At 38.5% G+C, this 21,493-nt stretch carries 21 protein-coding genes; 8 read left to right on the top strand and 13 right to left on the bottom strand.

Translation table 11 applies throughout. From position 1 onward, the window contains the following. Positions 1–28: 28 nt before the first annotated feature. The 4 genes from CEF19_RS05500 to CEF19_RS23065 all read right to left on the bottom strand — a co-directional run bounded on the left by CEF19_RS05500 (position 29) and on the right by CEF19_RS23065 (position 1,992). Entirely contained in the window at positions 29–718 is a 690-nt protein-coding gene (locus tag CEF19_RS05500; RefSeq protein WP_100405155.1) for an LrgB family protein, read from the bottom strand. Further along, positions 715–1,080 carry a CidA/LrgA family protein gene (locus tag CEF19_RS05505; RefSeq protein ID WP_100405156.1) on the bottom strand — a complete coding sequence of 122 codons (366 nt, stop codon included), beginning with the start codon at positions 1,078–1,080 and terminating at the stop codon, positions 715–717. Before CEF19_RS05505 ends, CEF19_RS05500 begins: the two co-directional genes overlap by 4 nt. 1 nt (position 1,081) lies before the next feature. Further along, positions 1,082–1,696: an RNA 2',3'-cyclic phosphodiesterase gene (gene thpR / locus CEF19_RS05510; protein WP_100405157.1), complete on the bottom strand. Its 615-nt coding sequence runs from the start codon at positions 1,694–1,696 to the stop codon at positions 1,082–1,084. 155 nt (positions 1,697–1,851) lie between these two features. After that, positions 1,852–1,992, bottom strand: coding sequence for a lmo0937 family membrane protein (locus CEF19_RS23065; RefSeq protein ID WP_157800885.1), 141 nt, complete (start codon positions 1,990–1,992; stop codon positions 1,852–1,854). Between the two features lie 194 nt (positions 1,993–2,186). Here CEF19_RS23065 and cysK point away from each other — a divergent pair, with 194 nt between their 5' ends. Continuing rightward, on the top strand, positions 2,187–3,116 hold the full coding sequence (cysK, locus tag CEF19_RS05515) for a cysteine synthase A (RefSeq protein ID WP_100405158.1): 930 nt from the start codon (positions 2,187–2,189) through the stop codon (positions 3,114–3,116). A 109-nt stretch (positions 3,117–3,225) separates the two neighbouring features. Here the strand turns inward: cysK and pepV are convergent, their stop codons facing one another. Next, the gene (gene pepV, locus CEF19_RS05520; protein ID WP_100405159.1) at positions 3,226–4,644 is read right to left on the bottom strand and encodes a dipeptidase PepV; all 1,419 of its coding nucleotides are present in this window, start codon (positions 4,642–4,644) and stop codon (positions 3,226–3,228) included. Positions 4,645–4,909: 265 nt separating this feature from the next. Between pepV and CEF19_RS05525 the strand changes: the two genes are divergently transcribed. Next, positions 4,910–5,128, top strand: a complete 219-nt coding sequence (locus CEF19_RS05525) for a DeoR family transcriptional regulator (RefSeq protein WP_198510242.1) — start codon at positions 4,910–4,912, stop codon at positions 5,126–5,128. A 46-nt stretch (positions 5,129–5,174) separates the two neighbouring features. Here the strand turns inward: CEF19_RS05525 and CEF19_RS05530 are convergent, their stop codons facing one another. From CEF19_RS05530 to CEF19_RS05550, 5 genes are all read right to left on the bottom strand, one after another. Beyond that, positions 5,175–5,888, bottom strand: a complete 714-nt coding sequence (locus tag CEF19_RS05530; protein ID WP_100405160.1) for a pseudouridine synthase — start codon at positions 5,886–5,888, stop codon at positions 5,175–5,177. After that, positions 5,885–6,541, bottom strand: a complete 657-nt coding sequence (locus tag CEF19_RS05535; protein ID WP_100405161.1) for a hypothetical protein — start codon at positions 6,539–6,541, stop codon at positions 5,885–5,887. Before CEF19_RS05535 ends, CEF19_RS05530 begins: the two co-directional genes overlap by 4 nt. Before the next feature lie 74 nt (positions 6,542–6,615). Continuing rightward, the gene (gene rodA, locus CEF19_RS05540) at positions 6,616–7,800 is read right to left on the bottom strand and encodes a rod shape-determining protein RodA (protein WP_100405162.1); all 1,185 of its coding nucleotides are present in this window, start codon (positions 7,798–7,800) and stop codon (positions 6,616–6,618) included. 16 nt (positions 7,801–7,816) lie between these two features. Further along, positions 7,817–8,962 (bottom strand): putative lipid II flippase FtsW, encoded by a 1,146-nt coding sequence (gene ftsW, locus CEF19_RS05545; RefSeq protein ID WP_100405163.1) that lies wholly within the window; start codon positions 8,960–8,962, stop codon positions 7,817–7,819. A gap of 276 nt (positions 8,963–9,238) precedes the next feature. Next, entirely contained in the window at positions 9,239–10,873 is a 1,635-nt protein-coding gene (locus CEF19_RS05550; RefSeq protein WP_100405164.1) for a putative polysaccharide biosynthesis protein, read from the bottom strand. Positions 10,874–11,272: 399 nt separating this feature from the next. Between CEF19_RS05550 and CEF19_RS05555 the strand changes: the two genes are divergently transcribed. Continuing rightward, entirely contained in the window at positions 11,273–12,544 is a 1,272-nt protein-coding gene (locus CEF19_RS05555; protein WP_100405165.1) for a BaiN/RdsA family NAD(P)/FAD-dependent oxidoreductase, read from the top strand. Positions 12,545–12,771: 227 nt separating this feature from the next. Here CEF19_RS05555 and leuS read toward each other — a convergent pair whose 3' ends face one another. After that, the gene (leuS, locus tag CEF19_RS05560) at positions 12,772–15,195 is read right to left on the bottom strand and encodes a leucine--tRNA ligase (RefSeq protein WP_100405166.1); all 2,424 of its coding nucleotides are present in this window, start codon (positions 15,193–15,195) and stop codon (positions 12,772–12,774) included. Positions 15,196–15,698: 503 nt separating this feature from the next. Here leuS and CEF19_RS05565 point away from each other — a divergent pair. The 3 genes from CEF19_RS05565 to CEF19_RS05575 all read left to right on the top strand — a co-directional run bounded on the left by CEF19_RS05565 (position 15,699) and on the right by CEF19_RS05575 (position 17,916). Next, positions 15,699–16,661, top strand: coding sequence for a tRNA modification radical SAM protein MnmL/YtqA (locus tag CEF19_RS05565; RefSeq protein WP_227521920.1), 963 nt, complete (start codon positions 15,699–15,701; stop codon positions 16,659–16,661). Further along, positions 16,661–17,230 carry a tRNA 5-(aminomethyl)-2-thiouridylate-methyltransferase MnmM gene (locus CEF19_RS05570; protein WP_100405167.1) on the top strand — a complete coding sequence of 190 codons (570 nt, stop codon included), beginning with the start codon at positions 16,661–16,663 and terminating at the stop codon, positions 17,228–17,230. Before CEF19_RS05565 ends, CEF19_RS05570 begins: the two co-directional genes overlap by 1 nt. Positions 17,231–17,331: 101 nt before the next feature. After that, positions 17,332–17,916 (top strand): beta-class carbonic anhydrase, encoded by a 585-nt coding sequence (locus tag CEF19_RS05575; protein WP_100405168.1) that lies wholly within the window; start codon positions 17,332–17,334, stop codon positions 17,914–17,916. Between the two features lie 128 nt (positions 17,917–18,044). Here the strand turns inward: CEF19_RS05575 and CEF19_RS05580 are convergent, their stop codons facing one another. Further along, the gene (locus CEF19_RS05580; protein WP_100405169.1) at positions 18,045–19,103 is read right to left on the bottom strand and encodes a tetraprenyl-beta-curcumene synthase family protein; all 1,059 of its coding nucleotides are present in this window, start codon (positions 19,101–19,103) and stop codon (positions 18,045–18,047) included. A gap of 257 nt (positions 19,104–19,360) precedes the next feature. Beyond that, positions 19,361–20,143, bottom strand: a complete 783-nt coding sequence (locus tag CEF19_RS05585; RefSeq protein WP_100405170.1) for an alpha/beta hydrolase — start codon at positions 20,141–20,143, stop codon at positions 19,361–19,363. 116 nt (positions 20,144–20,259) lie between these two features. On the opposite strand from CEF19_RS05585, the gene CEF19_RS05590 reads away from it, so the two are divergent. Both CEF19_RS05590 and CEF19_RS05595 read left to right on the top strand, forming a co-directional pair. Further along, entirely contained in the window at positions 20,260–20,775 is a 516-nt protein-coding gene (locus tag CEF19_RS05590; protein ID WP_100405171.1) for a gamma carbonic anhydrase, read from the top strand. A 183-nt stretch (positions 20,776–20,958) separates the two neighbouring features. After that, positions 20,959–21,489: a phosphatase PAP2 family protein gene (locus tag CEF19_RS05595; protein WP_227521921.1), complete on the top strand. Its 531-nt coding sequence runs from the start codon at positions 20,959–20,961 to the stop codon at positions 21,487–21,489. Positions 21,490–21,493 lie beyond the last annotated feature (4 nt).

Genomic DNA, 21,493 nt, shown 5'->3' on the forward strand with positions numbered 1-21,493 from the left:
GGTGGCATTAGTTGATAGTTTCATAGAATTAATAAAGGAGAATTACAAGCAAGGGGCCAATAATTGAGACCACAACCGCACTAACTATCATTGCAACAGAGCTTGCTGCACCGGCTTCTTCACTCGTCTCCAAAATTTTCGCCGTCCCAATTGCATGGGAAGCTGTACCAATTCCCACTCCTTTTGCTACTTCATTAGTTAATCGAAACATTCGAAAGCAATAAGGCGAAAGAACAGCCCCTCCTAACCCCGCAAACATAACAAAAACCGCTGTAAGCGAAGGTATTCCACCAAGCGTATGTGCAATGTCCATGGCAACAGGTGCTGTAACTGATTTGGGAAGCATAGAATAAATAATTCCTTCGTCATAGCCAAGCCAATCAGCTAATATTATACCACTAATAATACCTGTCACCGCCCCAACCAGGACTCCAACAATAAGGGGCACAAAAAAAGACTTTAACATGTGTAGTTGTTTATATAGCGGAAAGGCCAAGGCAACTACTGCAGGACCTAACAGTCGTTCAATCCATTGCCCGCCAATATAATAGGTTTCATACTGTATTCCTACTATAAGGAACAAACTTACAATAAAAATGGTCGCCACTAACAAAGGAAACGTAAACGGATAACGATAATGTTTATATAACTTTATTGCTGCTATGTAGATAAGGAGAGTAAACAAGATAGAGATTAATCCAATCATTAGAGAATTCATGAGTTTAACTCCTTTTTTCGAATCAGTGTCTGTGACACCAGCCCTGTTACACCCATTACAAGCAACGTACTAATCATCGCAATAAAGAATAGTCCGATCCCTTTACTGAAAAATAAATCGAGAAAATTTAGTACCCCAACCGTTACAGGAATAAATAAAAGTGGCATATGGCGAAGAAGTAGTGATGTGCCCGCCTCAAGAAAATTAGTTGGTATTAGTTTAAAATAAAGACAAAGAAACAATAATAACATGCCAATTATGCTTCCAGGAATGAATATTTCTAACCCATCTTTAATCCACACACCAATTAGGTAAAAGCCATATAACATAAGGATTTGGAAAAAAGTTTTTACAATCTTCACTTTACTGCCCCTTCCCTAAAATGCGGAAGCGCTCAATTACCTCATACATTGGTCTTGTGTTCATATTTGTCTTGTATAGTACATATTCTTCTACATTCCATTTATTAGTAGGAATGTTTAAAGAAGAGAGAATCGCATTACTAAATGGATCGTTGCCTTTCCATTTCCTTGCTAACGTAATATGTGGAGCAAAGGGGCGTTGATCGAGAGAAAACCCTAGCTTCTCCATCGCTTCAAACACTTTTGCTCGTTGTATAGACAATGGCTCTGATTTCAAAACGCCCGCCCAAAAGATGCGCGGATCACTTGACCTTCCAAAAGTCCCCAACTTGTCTAGTGTTAGTGTGAAGGGTTCCACTGTGTCAAGTTTGTAACAAGCATTATTTACGGCTTCAACTTGTTGATTAGAGCAACTTCCTAAAAAAGCTAAGGTGATATGTAAATCCTCATGATGAATCCAGCGATCAAATGTTAAATATTCACTACTTGTCTCCATGAAATCTTGTAGCTCCTTTTTTAGCTTGTGTGATACTGGAATCGCTAAAAAGTAATTTGCACCTTTGATAAAATCACATCCCTTAGAGATTATTTTATAGTCAAATAAGGTTTCTGTCATTACTATGTCCCAAAATAGACATAATTAAAAAGGTTATACAAAGAGCAGAACCTTTTAATAATAAACCTTTTAGGAATGTAATATCTTTGTATAAGAAAACCAAATAAAGGGGTATTCCAAAAGAGGTTGTTACCCCTCATGAAATACCCCTTTTTCTAAGCTCTTCTTCCTGTTACGAGACGGAAGATTAATACAATTAAAGCTATGACAAGGAGGATATGTATGAGATTCCCCCCTACCTCAAAACCAAAGCCTAATAACCATAATACGAGAAGTATAATGAGTAACGCCCACATATGTTACACCCCTTTAATTATTATTTTCTTATTTCCTTGCTTGCTTTTTCTTTTCCCGCATTCGTCCACTATTAAACATAATTCCTCCCGTTTGAAGCTTTTAACTTAATATAACGCTTCATAACCAAGGCTTAACGTGGAACTTCATAGATTTATTATGATAAACTTAAATTATAGTAAAGGAGACGTGGAACATGAACCTCATTGTCGATAACATTGTTCAATTAATTGGTCAAACACCACTTGTTCGACTAAATCGAATCACCAGTCGTACTGGTGCAACAGTTTACTTAAAGATGGAAATGTTAAATCCTAGTGGGAGTGTCAAAGATCGAGCTGCCTATCAAATGATTACTCAAGCTGAGCAAGATGGGTTGCTTATGAAAGGGTCCACAATTATTGAACCAACAAGTGGGAATACAGGAATCGGATTAGCGATGAACGCTGCTGCAAAAGGGTATAAAGCAATCCTTGTTATGCCGGATACGATGTCTCAAGAAAGAATTAACCTTCTTAAGGCCTATGGAGCTGAGGTGGTGTTAACAGAAGGTATTAAAAAAATGCCCGGTGCAATTGAAAAAGCTTACGAGTTAACCAATCAAATACCTAATAGTTACATGCCTATGCAATTTGAAAATGAAGCAAACCCATATGCCCATCGGTTTACTACCGCTATTGAAATTAAAGAAGCATTAGAGCAACTAAATAAGCCTTTATCTGCATTCGTCGCAGCTTCTGGCACAGGGGGGACGATTACAGGAACAGGTGAAGAGTTAAAGAAATTCTACCCCCATGTGACCGTTCATGTTGTGGAGCCAGCGGGATCACCTGTATTATCCGGTGGAGAGCCTGGTCCTCACAAACTTGTCGGGACAAGCCCTGGCTTTATTCCTCCCATCTTAAATCAGCATGTCTATGATGAAATTCGAAATATCACTGATGAACAGGCCTATCAAACAGCTAGAGATTTAGCGAAATTGGAAGGCATTCTTGTTGGTCCTTCCTCAGGCGCTGCATGCTATGCAGCTATTGAAATCGCAAAAAAGCAATCGCCGGACGACGTGGTCGTAGCGATCGCCTGCGACACAGGAGAACGTTATCTTTCAACAGATTTATTCTCTTAAGTGTTCTTCCCAAAAGGTTTACTTGACCTTTTGGGACAGGCTCAAGAGAAAATAAAATCGACAATGCTATTTCCAAATTTCAATCTAATAAATGGTCAGTTATTGCTATTTACTTTGCTAATTCATAAATGGCCTCTGCGTAAATTGCCGTTGCCTTAAGTAGGTCATCTATTTCTATATACTCATCTTTCCGATGAGCAACATCCTCGCGCTTAGGAAACAATGGACCAAACGCAACACCCACATCCAAAGACCTTGCATAGGTTCCCCCCCCAATAGATAACAACTCTGCTTTCTCACCCGTTTGGCGTTCGTAAACAGTCTTTAAGGTTTTGATAAGAGGGTGATTCTTTTCCACATAACTTGGTTCCATATGATTTATGATTTCTAAACTCCAGTTATTTTGCTGAGTTAGCGTAGTTGAAAGATTCTTAATCAGCTCTTCCCCTTTTGCAGTAACAGGATAGCGTAGATTCAAACCTAAATGGCCTTGTTGTCCATTAAATTTCAAAATCCCAACATTTACAGTTAACGGTCCTGAAATATTATCCTCCTGATAAATACCAAGATTCTTCCCATGTAGGTCATTTACTAAATGAAGATTAATAAATTCAAAAAATATCTTTGCATCTTTTTGAAGATGTAAGGAATTGATAAACAAGGCTAAGAGAAGCCCAGCATTTATTCCTCTTTCAGGTGTAGATCCATGAGCAGATTCCCCTTTGAATTTAAGCGTTAGAACGTCCTTTTTACGCACGATGGATCCCTCTCCGTTTTGTACAATAAACTCTTGAAATTGTTTCTCTACCTCTTCTAGCCTTTCTATTTCTCCCTTAATTTCCGCAACCGCACCTTCAGGAACCATATTCAGCCGTTCACCAGCTTCAAACTCGAGAAGTACTAAAGAACTTTCATCTGTAAATCCTTTTTTTTCATTAGCAAAACTAACTTTGATGTCCGCAATTCCTTTCTCAGCGTAAATAATTGGAAAGTCTGCATCAGGAGCAAATCCAACTGTTGGCATTTCTTCGTTTGCGAAATAATGAGAAACACAACGCCAATCACTCTCTTCATCTGTACCTAGTATTAACCGTACTCTTTTGGAAAGAGCTAAATCGAGATCTTTAACAATTTTCATTGCAAAGTAAATTGCCATCATCGGGCCTTTATTATCGATAGCTCCTCTAGCATAAATTCGTCCCTCACGTATGTCAGCGGCGAAGGCAGGAGTAGTCCATCCGTCACCAGCTGGCACGACGTCAAGGTGGCAGAGGACTCCAATTGACTCCTGACCTTTACCAAACTCTACATAACCCACATAATGGTCAATATTTTTAACAGAAAAATTATCTTCTTTACCTTTAGATAACATATAGGTCAAGGCTTTTTCAATTCCATCTCCAAAAGGCCTTGATGCTGTGGCTGTTGCGGGATCCAACACACTTTCTATTCGTAAAAATTCTTGAGTTTTTGCAATTAAATCAGGCTTACACTTCAAAACTTCCTCGTGCCAATTAATGTTTTGCATATCCTTTCACCTCTCAAGGCTTTGCCAAATTAACCGAATTATTGTAAAATAAAACTGTCAAGGGCACAACATATTAAATAAACAGAAAAACTATTATCAACCTTACCCTTCTCACTTAGAAAAATCAACTAATGCCGAATGAAACCAATCTAGCTAAGGTAAGCCCCCCTTCGACTACATGAAATTGTTACCTTGCATGATGTGGCAACTTGCTGCATAGACTTGTTTTAGGATTTAGTCATGATTATGAATAAGGAGTGGTTTTTTGAAAACTTCAACTGATCGTATGCTGACTCGTATTAAGTCTATCTACCTGTATATTAAACAAAGGGGGACTGTCACAACGACTGAATTAGTTGAAGAGTTCGGGATAACTCAGCGGACAATCCAACGAGATTTAAACGTACTTGAGTATAATAAACTCGTTGAAAGCCCGACGCGTGGTAAGTGGAGTGTGACAAAGAAAAAAACTCGGGTTTCATAATACGCTTACAAAAATGACGACAGGCTATGCCTATCGTCGTTTTTGTTCAGTCTCGCTCCATTAGCAGTTCATATTCTTCTTCTGAAAGTTCACGATACTCACCTAATTTTAAAGTGGAATCTAACTCAAGAGCACCAATCGCTTTTCTTTTAAGTTCGGTTACTTTTTTCCCTACCGCTTCAAACATTCGCTTTACCTGGTGATATTTACCTTCTGTAATAGTCAATTCAATTTCGGAAATAGCGGCTTGTGAGAGTATTTTTAAATGTGCTGGTTTTGTTAGGTAGCCATCATCCAAAACAACTCCCTCATTAAACGCCACAATATCCTCATCTGTAACTTCGCCCTTGATGACCGCTACATATGTTTTTGTGACATGTCGTTTCGGTGACATTAATGCGTGGGAAAACTTCCCATCATTGGTGATTAACAGAAAACCTTCTGTATCCTTATCAAGCCTTCCAACCGGAAAAGGTTGAAATAGAGCGTGCTCATAAGCTAATAAATCAATAACCGTTTCATGCTCTTCATCTTCTGTTGCAGAAATAACCCCTTTGGGTTTGTTTAACATCAAATAGATATAAGGTTGATAATGAACTACGTCGCCATGAATCGTAACGACTTGTTCCTCAGGCTTAACCTGTGCTTTAGCATCCTTAACTGGTTCACCATCAATTTGAACTATACCAGTTTTTAAAACCTTTTTTACTTCCTTCCTCGTTCCATATCCCATATTCGCTAGTAACTTATCAATCCTCATTCATCCTTCTCCTTTTCTTCAACGATTCGCTTTGCAAAGCCTCCTAAATCGTTATCAACATAGGCTTTGGTCACTCCGCGTACTGTTTGTGATAATGATTGGCTAACTAATTCCTTAGAAAGACCTGCCTCCCTCATACGTTGTTCTAACTGTATCATCATCGTTACACTAGCTTCCGTTGCTAATTTATTGGCTTCAAATGCTTCCATTTCTTCACCCGTTACAATCCTCACATTAGGAAACAATCTTTTTACCGTCCCCTTATACAACTTATATTGCTCTGGAATAACAAATAATCCTTGATTATCCTCTTTCATTTGGTTTGCATGACCGACAAGCTTACAAGGAATGATATTCCCGCCAGTCATCTTTTTGACAGATTCAATATTTAAAGCTGTCGCGAAATGGTAAATTTCAACACCATGAGCAATCGCATGTTCTTGAAAAAATGATTGATATGCGTTCTGTGGTAAACATACAAACAGGCGCTTCGCATGACGTAGTTCTTTCTTGCTACAGGACTTAACATGTTTATACTGTTGAATTATTTTATTGACACTCGATAGCGTTCGCCCATAAAGCCAAACGTTTTCCTTTTTCATCATATGTATTAATGCCAAACCAAGTCTTCCAGGCCCAACTACTACATTCACATCCACCCCTCCTTTAAACATAATAAAGAAAGGGGGCATCCCAAAAGGTTTCGACCTTTTGAAATACCCTTTCCTTAAGATACCGCTTCTTCAGTTTCAAACATATAATGTCTCGTCCTCATGCTAACATTTAAGACAATCCCAACTGCAAGCATATTGGTCAGAAGCGCACTTCCCCCATAACTTATAAATGGTAATGCTAATCCTGTAATTGGCATCAAACCAATCGTCATTGCAATGTTCTGAAACACTTGGAATACAAGTAGACCAATCACGCCACTTACTAAATACGTTCCATAATAGTTATTACACGTTAGAGCAATAATAATCATACGATAAAATAGCAAAAAATACGTAACAATTAAAACCGTTGCACCGATGAAGCCAAACTCCTCAGCTATGACCGTGAAAATAAAGTCAGTATGAATTTCTGGTATTTGATCACTTTGTGTTTGCACACCTTTTAAATAACCACTACCATAAAGTTGACCAGAACCAATTCCTTTCATCGCTTGCAGTAATTGATAGCCAAACCCCGCTGAATGTTCCTCGGGACTAAGCCAACCATAAATTCTTTCAAGCTGATGCCCTTTTATAAAGATTGAAAAAATCTCAAAATAATGATTGTGTAACCAAACGAGCATGCTTAACCCAAGCAAACATGATAGACCTAGAAATAGGAGGATTCGCCATGCTACACCTGACATCAATAACATTGTTGCCATTATGCTAGCAATAACCAAAGCAGTCCCTAAATCAGGTTGGTCTAATATTAAAATAAATGGAGGTAACCCAATAGCAAATATTTTTGCAACAACAATTATATCTGCTTTAATACCGGTTCCTCGTCTTTGGGTTGTCACTTTGAAGAGAAGATGAGCCAAAGCAATAATAAGAAAAATTTTCATAAATTCCGATGGCTGTATTACCGCCACTCCAATATCCAACCAACGCTGCGATCCATTATTAAATATTCCAAGTGGTGAAAACTTTACTAATAAAAGTAAGGTAATTCCAATAGCATAAAATACTGTAGAAAAGTTTTTCATTAAATCATAGTCAAGGATCATCATGGAAACCATCACAACAAATCCGATAATAAACCATATTACTTGTCTTTTTACAAAGTAAGTTGGGTCATCGGAAAAATATTGTCCTGACCCACTATAAATCGCTAATAAACTAAAACACATGAGAATAAACAACAGAAATAAAAGAGTATAATCTATCTGCTGTAAACTTGTTTTACGTTCTTCCATTGTTTCCTCCAAATCATTATGCTGACAGTTGTTCCTCTGAACCTGCATTTTGACGTCTTTGACGAATATTATTTCGAGAAATGTTCGCTAAAATGGCCAGTGAAACTAACGTAATAAGCAAGGATGAACCTCCATTACTAACCAGAGGTAACGGAATTCCTGTAATCGGTAATAGACCAGTTACGGCCCCGATATTAAATACGACCTGTATGGCAATTTGAAACACAATCCCAAAGGCCAGTAAACTTCCGAATGGGTTTTTACATCTTGTTCCAATCGTCACACCCTTAAATAAGATAATCATATGACAAACAAACACATACAGAACCCCAAATAGTCCTAACTCCTCAGATATAATCGCTAAAATAAAATCGGTATGAGGTTCTGGTAGATAGAGAAGCTTTTGTACACTCTGACCTAGTCCAGTCCCAGAGAATCCACCATGAGAAATGGCAATATAGGATTGTATTAATTGATGTCCTGTATCATATGGATCAGCAAACGGATCCCAATAAGAGGTTAGCCGTTCCAGCCGATATGGAGCCGATATCGCTAATAGAACAAACATCGATGCACCTAAAGTTCCTAGACCAATGAGATGTCTCCATTTTGCTCCTGAGAAAAAAACGAGTAATAACGTTACTAGTAAAATAGACGTAGCGGTTCCTAAATCAGGCTGCATCATAATTAACCCAAAAATAATCCCAACAAGGACAAGCGGAGGCAAAACACCTTTTATAAATTGGTCAATATACGCTTGTTTTTGTGAATATACTTGAGCTAAGTAAATAATCATACCTATTTTGACAAACTCAGAAGGCTGTACATTTATTGGGCCAACTTTAATCCAACGTTGTGCTCCATTAATATTGACCCCAAGCTGTGGGATAAGTACTAATATAAGGACAATAACAGATCCTATAATAATAAACGGAGACAGTTTTCGGTAAAGTCTATAGGGAAAATGCATAAAAAAGAAAAATGCAATCCCTGCTAAGACAAACCACATAAGCTGACGTTTAATAAAGAAATATGGCGTGTTATAATCGTCAATTGCTTGCACATAACTTGAGCTAAATACCATCAACAACCCAAACCCCGCTAAAAGGAACGTGGTGACGATTAGTAGCCAATCATTATCTTTTCTAAATGAATATTTCATCGCGCCCTCCAACTCCGATGGTTGCTTGGTTTATTATATCACTTTTACAATTCTATTGGGATGAAATGATGATGTAAACTATGGGAAAAGTATGAACTATATTATATCTTCGAAATCATATTGACAAAAGTAGCTAGCCATCCTATTCTAGTTCGCTACTACCAAATCCTTTTCTAATAAAAGAAAAAAAGACGCCTTCACGAAAAATGAAGACGTCAATGAGTTACCAACCATTATTTTACTATCTCCAAATATGATGCCTTTCAAACAATTAACTTATGACTCCTCTTGTTTCAGCTTCCTTTTTTTAAGAAATTGAAAACGATGTCCTAATACTTTCTCCGCTAATCGAGAACGATAAACCAAATACGAATAAACTGCTCCTCCAACAGACACACCAAGAATAAGAAGTATAAAGCTGTTCAGTATCGAATCCTGGGTAATAACTAGTTGTAATACTTGATTAACAATAACTACGGCTATCGCCATAATTCCTGAGAAAATTAAAATGAGTAATGTTCTTTTTAATAGATATATGTAATGAAATTCAGCAAACTTCCCAATCGCCCATACGTTTATACCAATTGCTACGCCAAACCCAAGGTATGTGGTCCAAACAGCTCCTAAAGGTCCGATAGTTATCAACATCAAATAGTTTAAGAGCAGCTTAATCACTAATCCAATGATTAAAGCAATCACCGCATACTTTTGTCGATTCATTCCTTGCAAAATAGCTGAAGTGACTGAAAATATGGCAAAAAACAAAGTGATTGGCCCGTAATAACGAAGAATCATTCCACCAATTTCTAAATCTGTGACATCAAACAGTGCGCCAAAAATAGGATAAGCAAGTACAGACATTCCTACAGCTGCCGGCACAGTAATAAATAAGATAATTTGATAAGTTTGTGTAATTTGCTTTTGCAACACATCTTTATCGCCCGACGTAAAAGACTTTGTAATCGTTGGGACAAGCGTAATCGAGAGAGCCGTTGCAAGAGACATCGGGATTAGTACAATTTTATGAACGGAAAGTGTTAATACCGCGTAAAATTTTTCTGACACTTCTTTTAATCCAATACTTTGCAGGGCCGCATTCATAGTGAATGTATCAATCGTTTGAAAAAGAGGGATTGCCAAACCTACAAATGACAAAGGCAAAGCATAAGAAATTAATTCTTTATACATTTGCTTAAGTGACAGGTTATGATGAACTCGGCTTTCCTCAACCTGTTTTAAAATAGATTTCCGACGCTTTATCCAGTAATAAAGAAGAACTCCAAGTCCCCCAAGCGCTCCAACAAACGCTCCAAATGTAGCAAAACCCACTGCCAATTGTAGATTGCCATTACCTATATTCACAATTGAAAATGTTACAGCTAAAATAAATACAATCCGAACAATTTGTTCGATGACCTGTGATACGCCAGTTGGTCCCATTGATTGAAACCCTTGAAAATACCCACGAATAATCGACATCACCGGCACAACCAGTAAAGCTACACTGACCATTCGAATTGTAAATGTCACTCCTTCATGTGTATTCCCCCCAGGAACTTCCTCCGGCAGAACCATTGGGGCAACAATAGGGGCCATAATAAAGAGAATTAGAAATGCAAAAAATCCTGTTATTGACATGAACAGCAACCCCGATTTGAATAATCGGTGCCCGGTTTCATAATCACCTAGTGAATGGTATTTGGAGACAAACTTCGAGACGGCTAGCGGCACCCCTAATGTAGCTAAGCTTAATAAAACTGTATATGGAATATAGCCATAATTATATAAAGCCAGACCTGTTTGTCCGACAATCAATGAGAATGGGACAATATAAATAAAGCCTAATATCTTTGAAATTAGTGTAGCAGCGGTGAGTACCATCGTTCCCCGCATCAGCTTTGAATCAGCCATGTTATCCTCCAAACTAGTTACACCTTCTATTTTTCATCTAGTAAGCATTGTAGCACAATAGCATTATGTTTACTCTTCTATTTTCAACTAAATTATGTCAGTGACTCGAACAAAAACCGTAGAAAGCCACCGAAAAAGGTGCGATTTCCCTTTTTCAATGAAGTCGCGAGCGCAATCGTTGCCTTGTCTTAAGCATTTATGAGTCGATTTCTCGTAGCAGACGCCAACGTGTGGAGCCATTGCTGCTTCCTCGAACTGCTAAGAGAGAATTTTTCAGTGGCTTCGACTGGAGGCTCCCCCTTTTTTTTAACCCATACTAGTATGATTAAATTATTTATGCGGACAATTGAAAATAGATGCGTATAATGGAAAGTATAGAATTCAGCAGGAGGTTAAAGTATGCAAGATGTAATTGTAATTGGCGGAGGCCCTTCTGGTTTAATGGCTGCCATTGCTGCTGCAGACCACGGCGCAAAAGTATTGCTTTTAGATAAAGGAGACAAACTTGGCCGCAAGTTAGCCATTTCCGGTGGTGGACGCTGTAATGTAACAAATCGAATGGAACTCCAAGAATTAATCAATCATATTCCTGGAAATGGGCGCTTTATGCATAGTCCCTTCTCCGTATTTAACAATGAAAACATTATTTCTTTTTTTGAGGGACTTGGGATTGCTTTAAAAGAAGAAGACCGTGGAAGAATGTTCCCTGTTAGCGACAAAGCAACCACTGTAGTCGAGACCTTACTAAAGAAAGTACGACAGCTTGGGGTTCAGATTCGGACAAACACCGCTGTTAAAACTATTCATTACAAAGAGGATACCGTCTCTAGTGTCATCCTCCAAAATGGAGAGAAGTTAGACACACAAGCAATTATCGTTGCCACTGGAGGGAAATCGGTTCCTCATACTGGTTCAACAGGAGATGCATACCCTTGGGCAGAAAAGGCTGGACATACGATTACTGAGTTATACCCTACAGAAGTTCCCATTACTTCAAATGAATCGTTTATTCGTAAAAAACAGCTTCAAGGTTTATCACTTAGGGATATTGAGCTTTCAGTCATAAGTCCTAAAGGAAAAACAATTAAAACACATGATGGAGACATGATTTTTACACACTTTGGTATTTCAGGACCAGCCGCATTAAGGTGTAGTCAATATGTCGTAAAGGCATTAAAAAAGTTTAAGACGGATTCAATCGAGATTCAGCTTGACTTATTTCCCAACCGGCCAGCAGAAGATATTTTTCAAGAATTAATAAATAAAATGAAGGTAGACCCTAAAAAGGCCCTAAAAAATGTCCTGAAAGGGTTTGTACCCGAACGGTTTCTACTTTTCTTGTTTAACCATCTCTTAATTGATTCGAACACGACTTGCTCAAATGTTTCCCATGAGACTTTGCGCTCTATTACTACCTCTTGTAAAGCATTCACTTTTCAAGTAAATGGTACACTCTCAATTGAAAAAGCGTTCGTTACAGGTGGAGGTGTATCTGTAAAAGAAATTGAACCGAAAAAGATGCACTCGAAAAAGAAACATGGCCTTTATTTTTGCGGTGAGGTTCTTGATATCCATGGTTACACCGGGGGATACAATATTACATGTGCGTTCTCAACAGGTTATACTGCCGGGAAAGCAGCTGCGGAACAAGTTACACACATTTTAAATTAACTTATCAACATACTGTGGATAGTTTATTCACAGTTTCCAATTTTAATTCTCTTGATTTTTCAATAAATACCGAAGATTTTTTTAATCACTGTGAATAACTTACTAGTTATTCACAGTTTTATACACAAGTTGAATCATTACGACCTAGGAACGACTAAATTAATAGATACCTATTTTTATCAAAACAAATAAGCAGTCAGTGCCTCATTCGCGCTGACTGCTTATTTTTAGCCTACAACAATATTTACAAGCTTTCCAGGAACCGCAATCACTTTTCGGACAGTTTTGTCACCAATTGCTTCCTGAACTTTTTCATCATTGTTGGCAAGCTCTTGCATTTGTTCACGTGTAGCATTTGTAGGTATCACTAATTTCGTCTTCACCTTACCGTTAATTTGGACGACTACTTCTACCTCGTTTTCTACGAGTAAGCTCGCATCATATGTCGGCCATGCTTCGTAGGAAATCGTTCCTTCATGACCAAGCTTCTCCCAAAGCTCTTCAGCTAAATGAGGAGCAATTGGGGCAAGCAACTTAACAAAACCTTCTACTAATTCGCGCGGTAAGCTTTCTTGCTTATAGGCTTCATTAATAAATACCATCATTTGCGAAATCCCAACATTAAAACGTAAATTGGCATAGTCATCTGTTATTTTCTTCACCGATTGATGGTAAACTCGGATAAGATTGTCAGAGCCTTTATTCTCATTAATCTTTTCACTTAATTGACCTGTTGACTCATCAATAAACAATCTCCAAATCCGGTCCAGAAAACGTCGTGCTCCGTCTAACCCATTCTCAGACCAAGCAATCGAAGCATCTAGAGGTCCCATAAACATCTCATACAAGCGAAGCGTATCTGCCCCGTGACTAGTGACAATATCATCGGGATTGACAACATTGCCTTTTGATTTACTCATTTTTTCATTATTTTCACCAAGTATCATTCCTTGATTATAAAGCTTTTGGAATGGCTCTTTTGTTGGAACGATTCCTAAGTCGTATAGCACCTTATGCCAAAATCTTGCATAAAGCAGATGAAGAACGGCGTGCTCAGCTCCACCGATATAAATATCAACCGGTAACCATTTTTTAATTTTGTCAGGGTCAGCAAGTGCTTCATTATTCTTAGGGTCAATATAACGTAAATAATACCAACAGCTTCCCGCCCATTGCGGCATTGTATTCGTTTCACGGCGTCCTTTTTTGCCTGTGATGGGGTCAACCACCTCTAACCAAGATGTCTCGTTTGCGAGTGGCGACTCCCCAGTCCCTGATGGCCGTATTTCTTTCATTTTTGGTAACATTAAAGGTAAATCGGATTCAGGTACAGCTGACATCGTCCCATCTTCCCAGTGAATGATTGGGATCGGCTCTCCCCAGTAGCGCTGTCGACTAAATAACCAATCACGCAAACGATACGTTACTTTCTTTTTCCCATATTCATTTGCTTGAAGCCATTCAATCATATTTGATATCGCCACATCTTTATCTAAACCATTTAAAAAGTCTGAGTTCACATGGTTACCATCACCAGTGTACGCTTCTTCATCTACATTTCCACCTGCAACGACCTCACGAATTGGTAAATCAAACGTTTTTGCAAACTCATAGTCGCGCTCATCATGAGCGGGAACAGCCATAATTGCACCCGTTCCATAACTAACTAGAACATAATCTGCAATCCAAATTGGAATTCTTTCTCCATTTACAGGGTTAATAGCAAATGCTCCTGTAAATTCACCTGATTTTTCTTTAGAAAGCTCCGTACGCTCTAAGTCACTTTTCGTCGATACTTTCTTTTGATATGCTTGTACTTGTTCCTTTTGCTCAGGTGTTGTAACTTTTTCAACAAGTTTGTGTTCAGGTGCAAGCACCATATAGGTTGCCCCAAAAAGTGTATCCGGTCTTGTTGTAAACACTTCAACCTTCTCACCGTCGTGACCATCAATGGCAAACGTTACTTCAGCCCCTTCCGAACGTCCAATCCAGTTACGCTGCATATCTTTTATGCTTTCTGGCCAGTCAAGTTCTTCAAGGTCTTCTAGCAGCCGATCTGCGTAAACTGTAATCTTAAGAATCCACTGCTTCATCGGTCGACGCTCAACAGGATGACCACCTCGCTCACTTTTTCCATCAATCACCTCTTCGTTAGCAAGCACGGTTCTAAGTGCCGGGCACCAGTTAACTGCTACCTCATCGATATAAGCCAATCCTTTTTCATATAGCTTTAAGAAAATCCACTGTGTCCATTTATAATACTCTGGATCCGTTGTGTTCACTTCACGATCCCAATCATATGAAAACCCTAACGCTTTAATTTGTCTCCGGAAATTATCAATATTATGTTTTGTAAACTCTGCCGGATCATTTCCCGTGTCAAGCGCATATTGTTCCGCAGGTAGACCAAACGCATCCCAGCCCATCGGATGAAGTACATTATACCCTTGCATTCTCTTCATTCTTGAGAGTATATCTGTTGCCGTATATCCTTCTGGATGACCTACATGCAGTCCTGCACCAGATGGATATGGGAACATATCTAATGCATAAAATTTCGGTTGGCCTTCTTCTTCCTTTGTTTCAAAAGTTTTATTTTTCTCCCAGTAATCTTGCCACTTCTTCTCAATCTGTTGGTGTGAAAACGACATCGTTTTAATTCCTCCTACTTATATCCTCAATAAACTAGTTATGTAATAAAAACAATAGCTCGCTGTTGCGACTATTAAAAAAACTCCCATCCCTAACATATTCGTTGTTGTTAGGGACGAGAGTTGTATTAGCAATTCTCGCAGTACCACCCGTATTAATAAGTCCAAAACTCATTCGTTCTACACGGATAACGGACATGGCCCGTTGAGAGCTACTTTAGCTGTTCACTCTCATGACTCAAAGGGAGTTCATAATGTTGCTTAGCTACCTTGCACCAGACTACAACACTTTAAATCCCCGCCCATTACTGCTAGTGCTTCTCAACGTCCTCATATCAACTTACTAGTATTGTATGAATTGAGACGAGCACTGTCAAGTTCGCACTGGTATTCTTGAAGATAATTTTAGCCTCTCAACACTCATTGGCTCTTTGTAACTTAAATGCTAAAATTAAAAGTGTAATATGATTAGAAGATGACTTCAATTTTGAAAGGTGAATATCATGGTATTCAATACAAACGAGCGGAACATGTTGGAGTACGGAAATAAACGTTATTATTCTTGGAATCAGCATTTGAAGGAGCAATTTGGAACAAAAGTGTTTAAAGTGCCATTAGATGCTGGCTTTAATTGCCCCAATCGAGATGGAAGTGTCGCCCATGGTGGGTGCACATTTTGTAGTGAACGGGGATCAGGTGATTTTGCTGGTGACCGTCGCGATCATCTCGTCACTCAATTTCATACCATTAAAGAACGTATGCACCGCAAATGGAAAAATGGCAAATATATTGGGTACTTTCAAGCCTATACAAATACATACGCACCTGTAGAAACACTGCGTCATTACTATGAACAAATTTTATCTCAAGAAGGTGTAGTTGGTTTATCCATTGCAACAAGACCGGATTGCTTGCCAGATGATGTTATTGCCTATTTAGCAGAATTGAACAAACGTACATATCTTTGGGTTGAACTCGGTTTACAAACTGTACATGAGCGCACCTCACATCTTATTAATCGAGCCCACGATTACCAATGTTATATCGATGGGGTTAATAAACTACGTAAACACGGGATTCGCGTTTGTGCTCATATCATAAATGGTCTACCTTTGGAAAATTACAGCATGATGATGACGACAGCAAGAGAGGTTGCGAAGCTCGATGTACAAGGAATTAAAATTCACTTACTTCATTTGTTAAAAAAGACAGCCATGGTTAAACAGTACGAAAAAGGACTTGTCCAATTTATGAGCCTTGAGGACTATGTTAAAGTCGTCGTGGACCAATTAGAAGTCATTCCACCAACTATGATTGTTCATCGTTTAACAGGCGACGGCCCAGGAGAATTAATGATTGGTCCGATGTGGAGCATGAGGAAATGGGATGTTTTAAACGCAATAAACGTCGAGCTTGTGCAAAGGAATACTTGGCAAGGAAAGTTTTATCAGGAGGTTGGTTCATAATGAAATTACGAGGGGTTCTACCCTTTGCCCGTTTTTTATTAGAGGAAGTTCTTGAACCCGGTGATATCGCCATTGATTGCACGGCAGGTAACGGACATGATTCTGTTTTCCTAGCGAAACTTGTGCCAGCTGGACATGTTTATAGCTTTGATATACAGATTGAAGCCATTGAAAATACGCGCACTCGTTTAGAAGAACACGACCTTTCCCATCGAGTGACTCTTATTCACGAAGGTCATGAAACAGTGAAGCAGCATATTCCTGTGTCAGATTATTCAAAGGTACATGCGGCAATTTTCAATCTTGGTTATCTCCCAGGGGGCGACAAAACGATTGTAACCGAGCCTTCTTCAACCATTCAAGCTATTGACTCTCTCTTAACATTCATGCCAAGAGGTGGAACAATTGTGCTTGTTATCTATCACGGTCATGAAAAGGGTAAAATTGAAAAAGAATATGTGGAAGCATATACTGAAAGTCTTGACCAACAGCATGTACATGTCTTAAAGTATCAATTTATAAATCAAGACCAGTCCCCACCTTTTGTTATTGCCATAGAGAAGCGATAAATGATTATTACTTGACATTTTTTCTAAATCGATTAAAAATAAATAATACTTAGTTAAAATTGATATAGAGACTAAAATAGCTAAATAAGGAGTGTCTAAGTGTGACTATCCTCGATTCAATCTTGGACTATAACCAAACGTTCGTTGAAAACAAAGAATACGAAAGCTATCAAACGACAAAATACCCAAATAAAAAACTTGTCATACTAACCTGTATGGATACTCGACTTGTTGACCTTCTCCACAATGCGATGAACCTAAAAAATGGCGATGCTAAAATTATCCGAAATGCTGGTGCCGTCATTTCTCATCCCTTTGGTAGTATTATGAGGAGCATCCTTGTAGCAATTTATGAACTCCAAGCGGAGGAAATCATGATTATTGGTCACCACGGCTGTGGTATGGTCGGTCTTGAACCAAGCAGCATCTTAGAAAAAGCGGAAGCACGCGGAATTGATATGGATGTGATTAAGACCATTGAGTATTCAGGCATTGATATTAATAATTTCCTAACTGGGTTTACAAAGGTAGAGGATAATGTTTCTCACAGTGTTGATATGGTTAGAAATCATCCTTTGCTACCAAAAAACACACCTGTCCATGGACTTGTCGTCTCTCCCGAAACGGGTAAACTTGATTTAATTATTAATGGGTACGATGCAGAGGAAATGGCACGTAATAACTAAAAAAGAGGGGTGTGCTATAAGGTTAATTTTTGACCTTATGGCACACCCCTTAAGCAATGTTCCCCTCGTAAGGCGAGTAGTGTACGAAAGCCACTGCCTATCCTTTTATGTTTTTGAAACGCCTCTTTTTAATTGCGTTTTTTCCGAAAAATCCAACTGTTCAGATAAAATAAAAGTGTCGGTAACCCACCTTTTTTAATCATTTGCTTTGATTTTTTTTTCATTTCTTTATCACCTTGTACTTTTTCATCAGCTATATAAATAGCAATAACACCACGAATAATCATTTCATGGAATTTCGGATCCGGTAACGTTCTTAATTGCTCTTCTGCCTGGTCAACAAAGAAGCGAAAGCGATTAATCATTTCTTCTTCGCTTTCATAATAGAACAGAAAATTTAATTCATCATCAGCAATATCTTCTTCTTGGTCAATAAAATAATCCAATAAAATATGTACACCTTGGACCCAAGGATAATATCCATTTTTAATTATTTCTGCAGTCTCTTTTGTTAGGTTCTGCTTAGTCGCGTAAGACGCCATTGCATAGATTCCTAGTGTGGAGGCCGTACATGCTGAAAATTCAAACCATGTCATCTCTGGTACTTTATGGCGGTGGAGTTCAAACCACTCTTTTAATAGAGGGATGCGGTCTTCCTTTTTTACATGCTTGTAAACCTGGAGATCTCCATAGTAGCCGCTCAATTCGATCATGCCCTCTTGTACTTGATAGAAAGAAGGAAAGGTAGCAAGCATGTTTCGACAGGTTTGAATAAGTTCAAATAAATAACCACCGTCCTCCTGCTCCTTGCGATACTCATAATAATTTTCAAGTGGGCGTTCTGGATCAATCGCTGCTAGTAACGCATTATGTAAGGCACGAAAATCATTTGGATCTAATGAATCACTTTGGTCACATAAGTTGTCTAAGTAATCACAAATAATTTGGTAGGCGATCATAAATTGAGTTAATTCTTTATTACGATCGCCAGCAAGAATACCAAATACTCCTCCTCCTTCACAATGAAAGGCTTTCCTTTCAAGTGCATCTAATGCTTGTGAGCGCAGCTCCACATCTGGAATATCTCGCGCTTTTTCCTTCCATTGATCAAAATAAAAATGAACAGTAGGAATCACCTCTCGATAAATCTTAATTAATAAAGGGATTGGTTTCGTCGGGACATTCAACTACATTCCTCCTCGAATATTTCCATAACTAGTACATTAGCATAATTAGCTAATCTAGACAACGAATGTTGCATTGTAAGAAGTGACCGATACAGAATGTTACTGTTCCTTTCTTGTCTTTAGAAAAAGCCCCGTAAACAGGGAAACCACTGAAAAAGGTGAAATATTAAAGGCCCTTGAAAAAAGGTGAAAATGTGAGGGCACTGAAAAAGGAAAAGTACCTTTGATGTGACCCCCTAAAACAGGCGGATTATCGTTTAAGGAATAATCAAGTTGATAAAACCAACTGCGAAGCGAAACACTTCTTCTCGCTCTGGTTCATTAAATAATTCATGATAAAGACCATCCCACTCTTTATAGTGCTTACTCGTTAAAGCAAGGCTATCAAACCAATCTCGTACCGCGTATTTATCGACAAGAAAGTCCTCACCAGATTGCATCACAAGAAGGGGAAGATCAGGGAATTTCTCAGGATAACGATTTGAGATTTTCATTGCCTTTACTAATTCCCGGTACCAGCGAACAGATACTTTTGTAACACGAAGCTCATCTCGTATATACGCTTCCCTTATTTCCTCACTCCGTGTTAATTGTTCTGTACGAATGCCAGATTTAGAGCTAATTGTTGGTGCGAAACGATGTAACACTTTGGTCGCAAACTCTTTTGTCTTCGTTGGAGGCTGACTTAACGCTAAACAAGGTGATGATAATATAACCCCGCTAATTAAGGCAGCGCTTCTTTCCATTAACGTTCGAATCGCGACAAGCCCCCCCATACTATGTCCAAATAAAAACATAGGTAAATTACGTTTACGTCCCTCTTCTAGCCATGCTTCTACACTGTCAATATATTGCTGAAAGGATTGAACGTGGCCACGTCTTCCGCGAGTCTGTCCCTGTCCTGGTAAATCTCCCATAATCACTTCAAGGCCATGGGCATTCCATTTCTTAGCGAGCCATTGATAGCGGCCGTGATGTTCCCCAGCTCCATGAATTATTATAATAATTCCACGAGGTTCTACAACTTCCCATTTCCACATTTTATACTCCCCCATACTGCTTTAGGATATTTTAAAGCTAAGAAGTATCACGATTTCATTAATTGCGTTAAAATTAGTATAACGGTTTTTTTACTACACGCAAAGGATGTGTGATTATGACAATTTACAAATACAAAGATAAAACACCTAGCATCTCTCCACGTGCCTTTATTGCTGATTATGTAACAATATCTGGCGATGTCACAATCGGTGATGAATCAAGTATTTGGTTCCAAACGGTTATTCGGGGTGATGTCTCACCAACGATTATCGGCAAAAGAGTAAACATTCAAGACCAATCTATGCTACATCAAAGTCCTAAGTATCCTTTAATTATTGAAGATGATGTCACCGTAGGTCATCAGGTCATGTTACATAGTTGTACAATTCGCAAAAATGCTCTTATCGGCATGGGATCGATAATTTTAGATGGTTCTGAGATTGGTGAAGGTGCTTTTATTGGTGCAGGAAGCCTCGTACCGCCAGGTAAAAAAATCCCACCGAATACACTTGCTTTTGGAAGACCTGCAAAAGTCATTCGAGAACTAAAAAAGGAAGACCTTGATGACATGGCACGTATTCGAAAAGAATACGTAGAGAAGGGTCAAATCTATAAAGACCTACAATCTTAATACCCCATTTCCCCCGCTTCTAAGCGGGGGCTTTTTGACTGTCTAGCCTGCTCTAGGATAAAATAGCTTCATAAATTTAATAAAATGTTTACAATTTTACGTGATGTTTTAAAATTTACTTGATAATTCCTCAACAAAAGACTGGTAGGATATAAGTAAAGAAATAAAGAAGGAGGTTAAGCTGTGCGTTCAAAACTTTATGATACCGACTGTCAAATCTTCCATTGGATTAACGGTAAAAGCAAACAAGAGTCTATTTTTAGATTTATGAGCTTTTTTACGCATGCTGGTGGTGCTACATTTACGATAGGGCTCACGGTAATTTTATGTTTATTCACAAATGACCTCTTAAAGTACTCTGCATTCGTAGCTGCGATTTCACTACTAGTTAGTCACCTAATTGTGATGTTAGTGAAACGATCGTTGCCACGCCATCGTCCTTATCTTGAATTTCCAGGAGCAATTGTTGTTGAGAATCCTTTTAAAGACCACTCATTTCCTTCTGGTCATACTACGGCAATTTTTTCGGTCACCGTTCCCTTTATGGTTGAATTTCCACTGTTTATCCTTCCATTATTAATTCTTTCTACTCTGGTAGGTATTTCTCGTATTGTTCTTGGATTACATTATCCTTCTGATGTTATGGCGGGAGCTGTGATCGGTACAATTATTAGCATTTCATCCTTACTATTTACTCAATTCATTCTACTTTAGGAGG

It is taken from the genome of Bacillus solitudinis, assembly GCF_002797395.1.
In the GTDB taxonomy this organism is placed as follows: domain Bacteria; phylum Bacillota; class Bacilli; order Bacillales; family Bacillaceae_D; genus Halalkalibacter_A; species Halalkalibacter_A solitudinis.

What these genes read in the sequence shown, in the direction of transcription:
- CEF19_RS05530 (WP_100405160.1), bottom strand. Translation starts at nt 5,888, where the DNA reads ATGAGGATTGATAAGTTACTAGCGAATATGGGATATGGAACGAGGAAG.
- CEF19_RS05565 (WP_227521920.1), top strand. Translation starts at nt 15,699, where the DNA reads ATGGTATTCAATACAAACGAGCGGAACATGTTGGAGTACGGAAATAAA.
- CEF19_RS05500 (WP_100405155.1), bottom strand. Translation starts at nt 718, where the DNA reads ATGAATTCTCTAATGATTGGATTAATCTCTATCTTGTTTACTCTCCTT.
- CEF19_RS23065 (WP_157800885.1), bottom strand. Translation starts at nt 1,992, where the DNA reads ATGTGGGCGTTACTCATTATACTTCTCGTATTATGGTTATTAGGCTTT.
- leuS (WP_100405166.1), bottom strand. Translation starts at nt 15,195, where the DNA reads ATGTCGTTTTCACACCAACAGATTGAGAAGAAGTGGCAAGATTACTGG.
- CEF19_RS05585 (WP_100405170.1), bottom strand. Translation starts at nt 20,143, where the DNA reads ATGTGGAAATGGGAAGTTGTAGAACCTCGTGGAATTATTATAATAATT.
- cysK (WP_100405158.1), top strand. Translation starts at nt 2,187, where the DNA reads ATGAACCTCATTGTCGATAACATTGTTCAATTAATTGGTCAAACACCA.
- thpR (WP_100405157.1), bottom strand. Translation starts at nt 1,696, where the DNA reads ATGACAGAAACCTTATTTGACTATAAAATAATCTCTAAGGGATGTGAT.
- rodA (WP_100405162.1), bottom strand. Translation starts at nt 7,800, where the DNA reads ATGGAAGAACGTAAAACAAGTTTACAGCAGATAGATTATACTCTTTTA.
- ftsW (WP_100405163.1), bottom strand. Translation starts at nt 8,962, where the DNA reads ATGAAATATTCATTTAGAAAAGATAATGATTGGCTACTAATCGTCACC.
- CEF19_RS05555 (WP_100405165.1), top strand. Translation starts at nt 11,273, where the DNA reads ATGCAAGATGTAATTGTAATTGGCGGAGGCCCTTCTGGTTTAATGGCT.
- CEF19_RS05590 (WP_100405171.1), top strand. Translation starts at nt 20,260, where the DNA reads ATGACAATTTACAAATACAAAGATAAAACACCTAGCATCTCTCCACGT.
- CEF19_RS05570 (WP_100405167.1), top strand. Translation starts at nt 16,661, where the DNA reads ATGAAATTACGAGGGGTTCTACCCTTTGCCCGTTTTTTATTAGAGGAA.
- CEF19_RS05550 (WP_100405164.1), bottom strand. Translation starts at nt 10,873, where the DNA reads ATGGCTGATTCAAAGCTGATGCGGGGAACGATGGTACTCACCGCTGCT.
- pepV (WP_100405159.1), bottom strand. Translation starts at nt 4,644, where the DNA reads ATGCAAAACATTAATTGGCACGAGGAAGTTTTGAAGTGTAAGCCTGAT.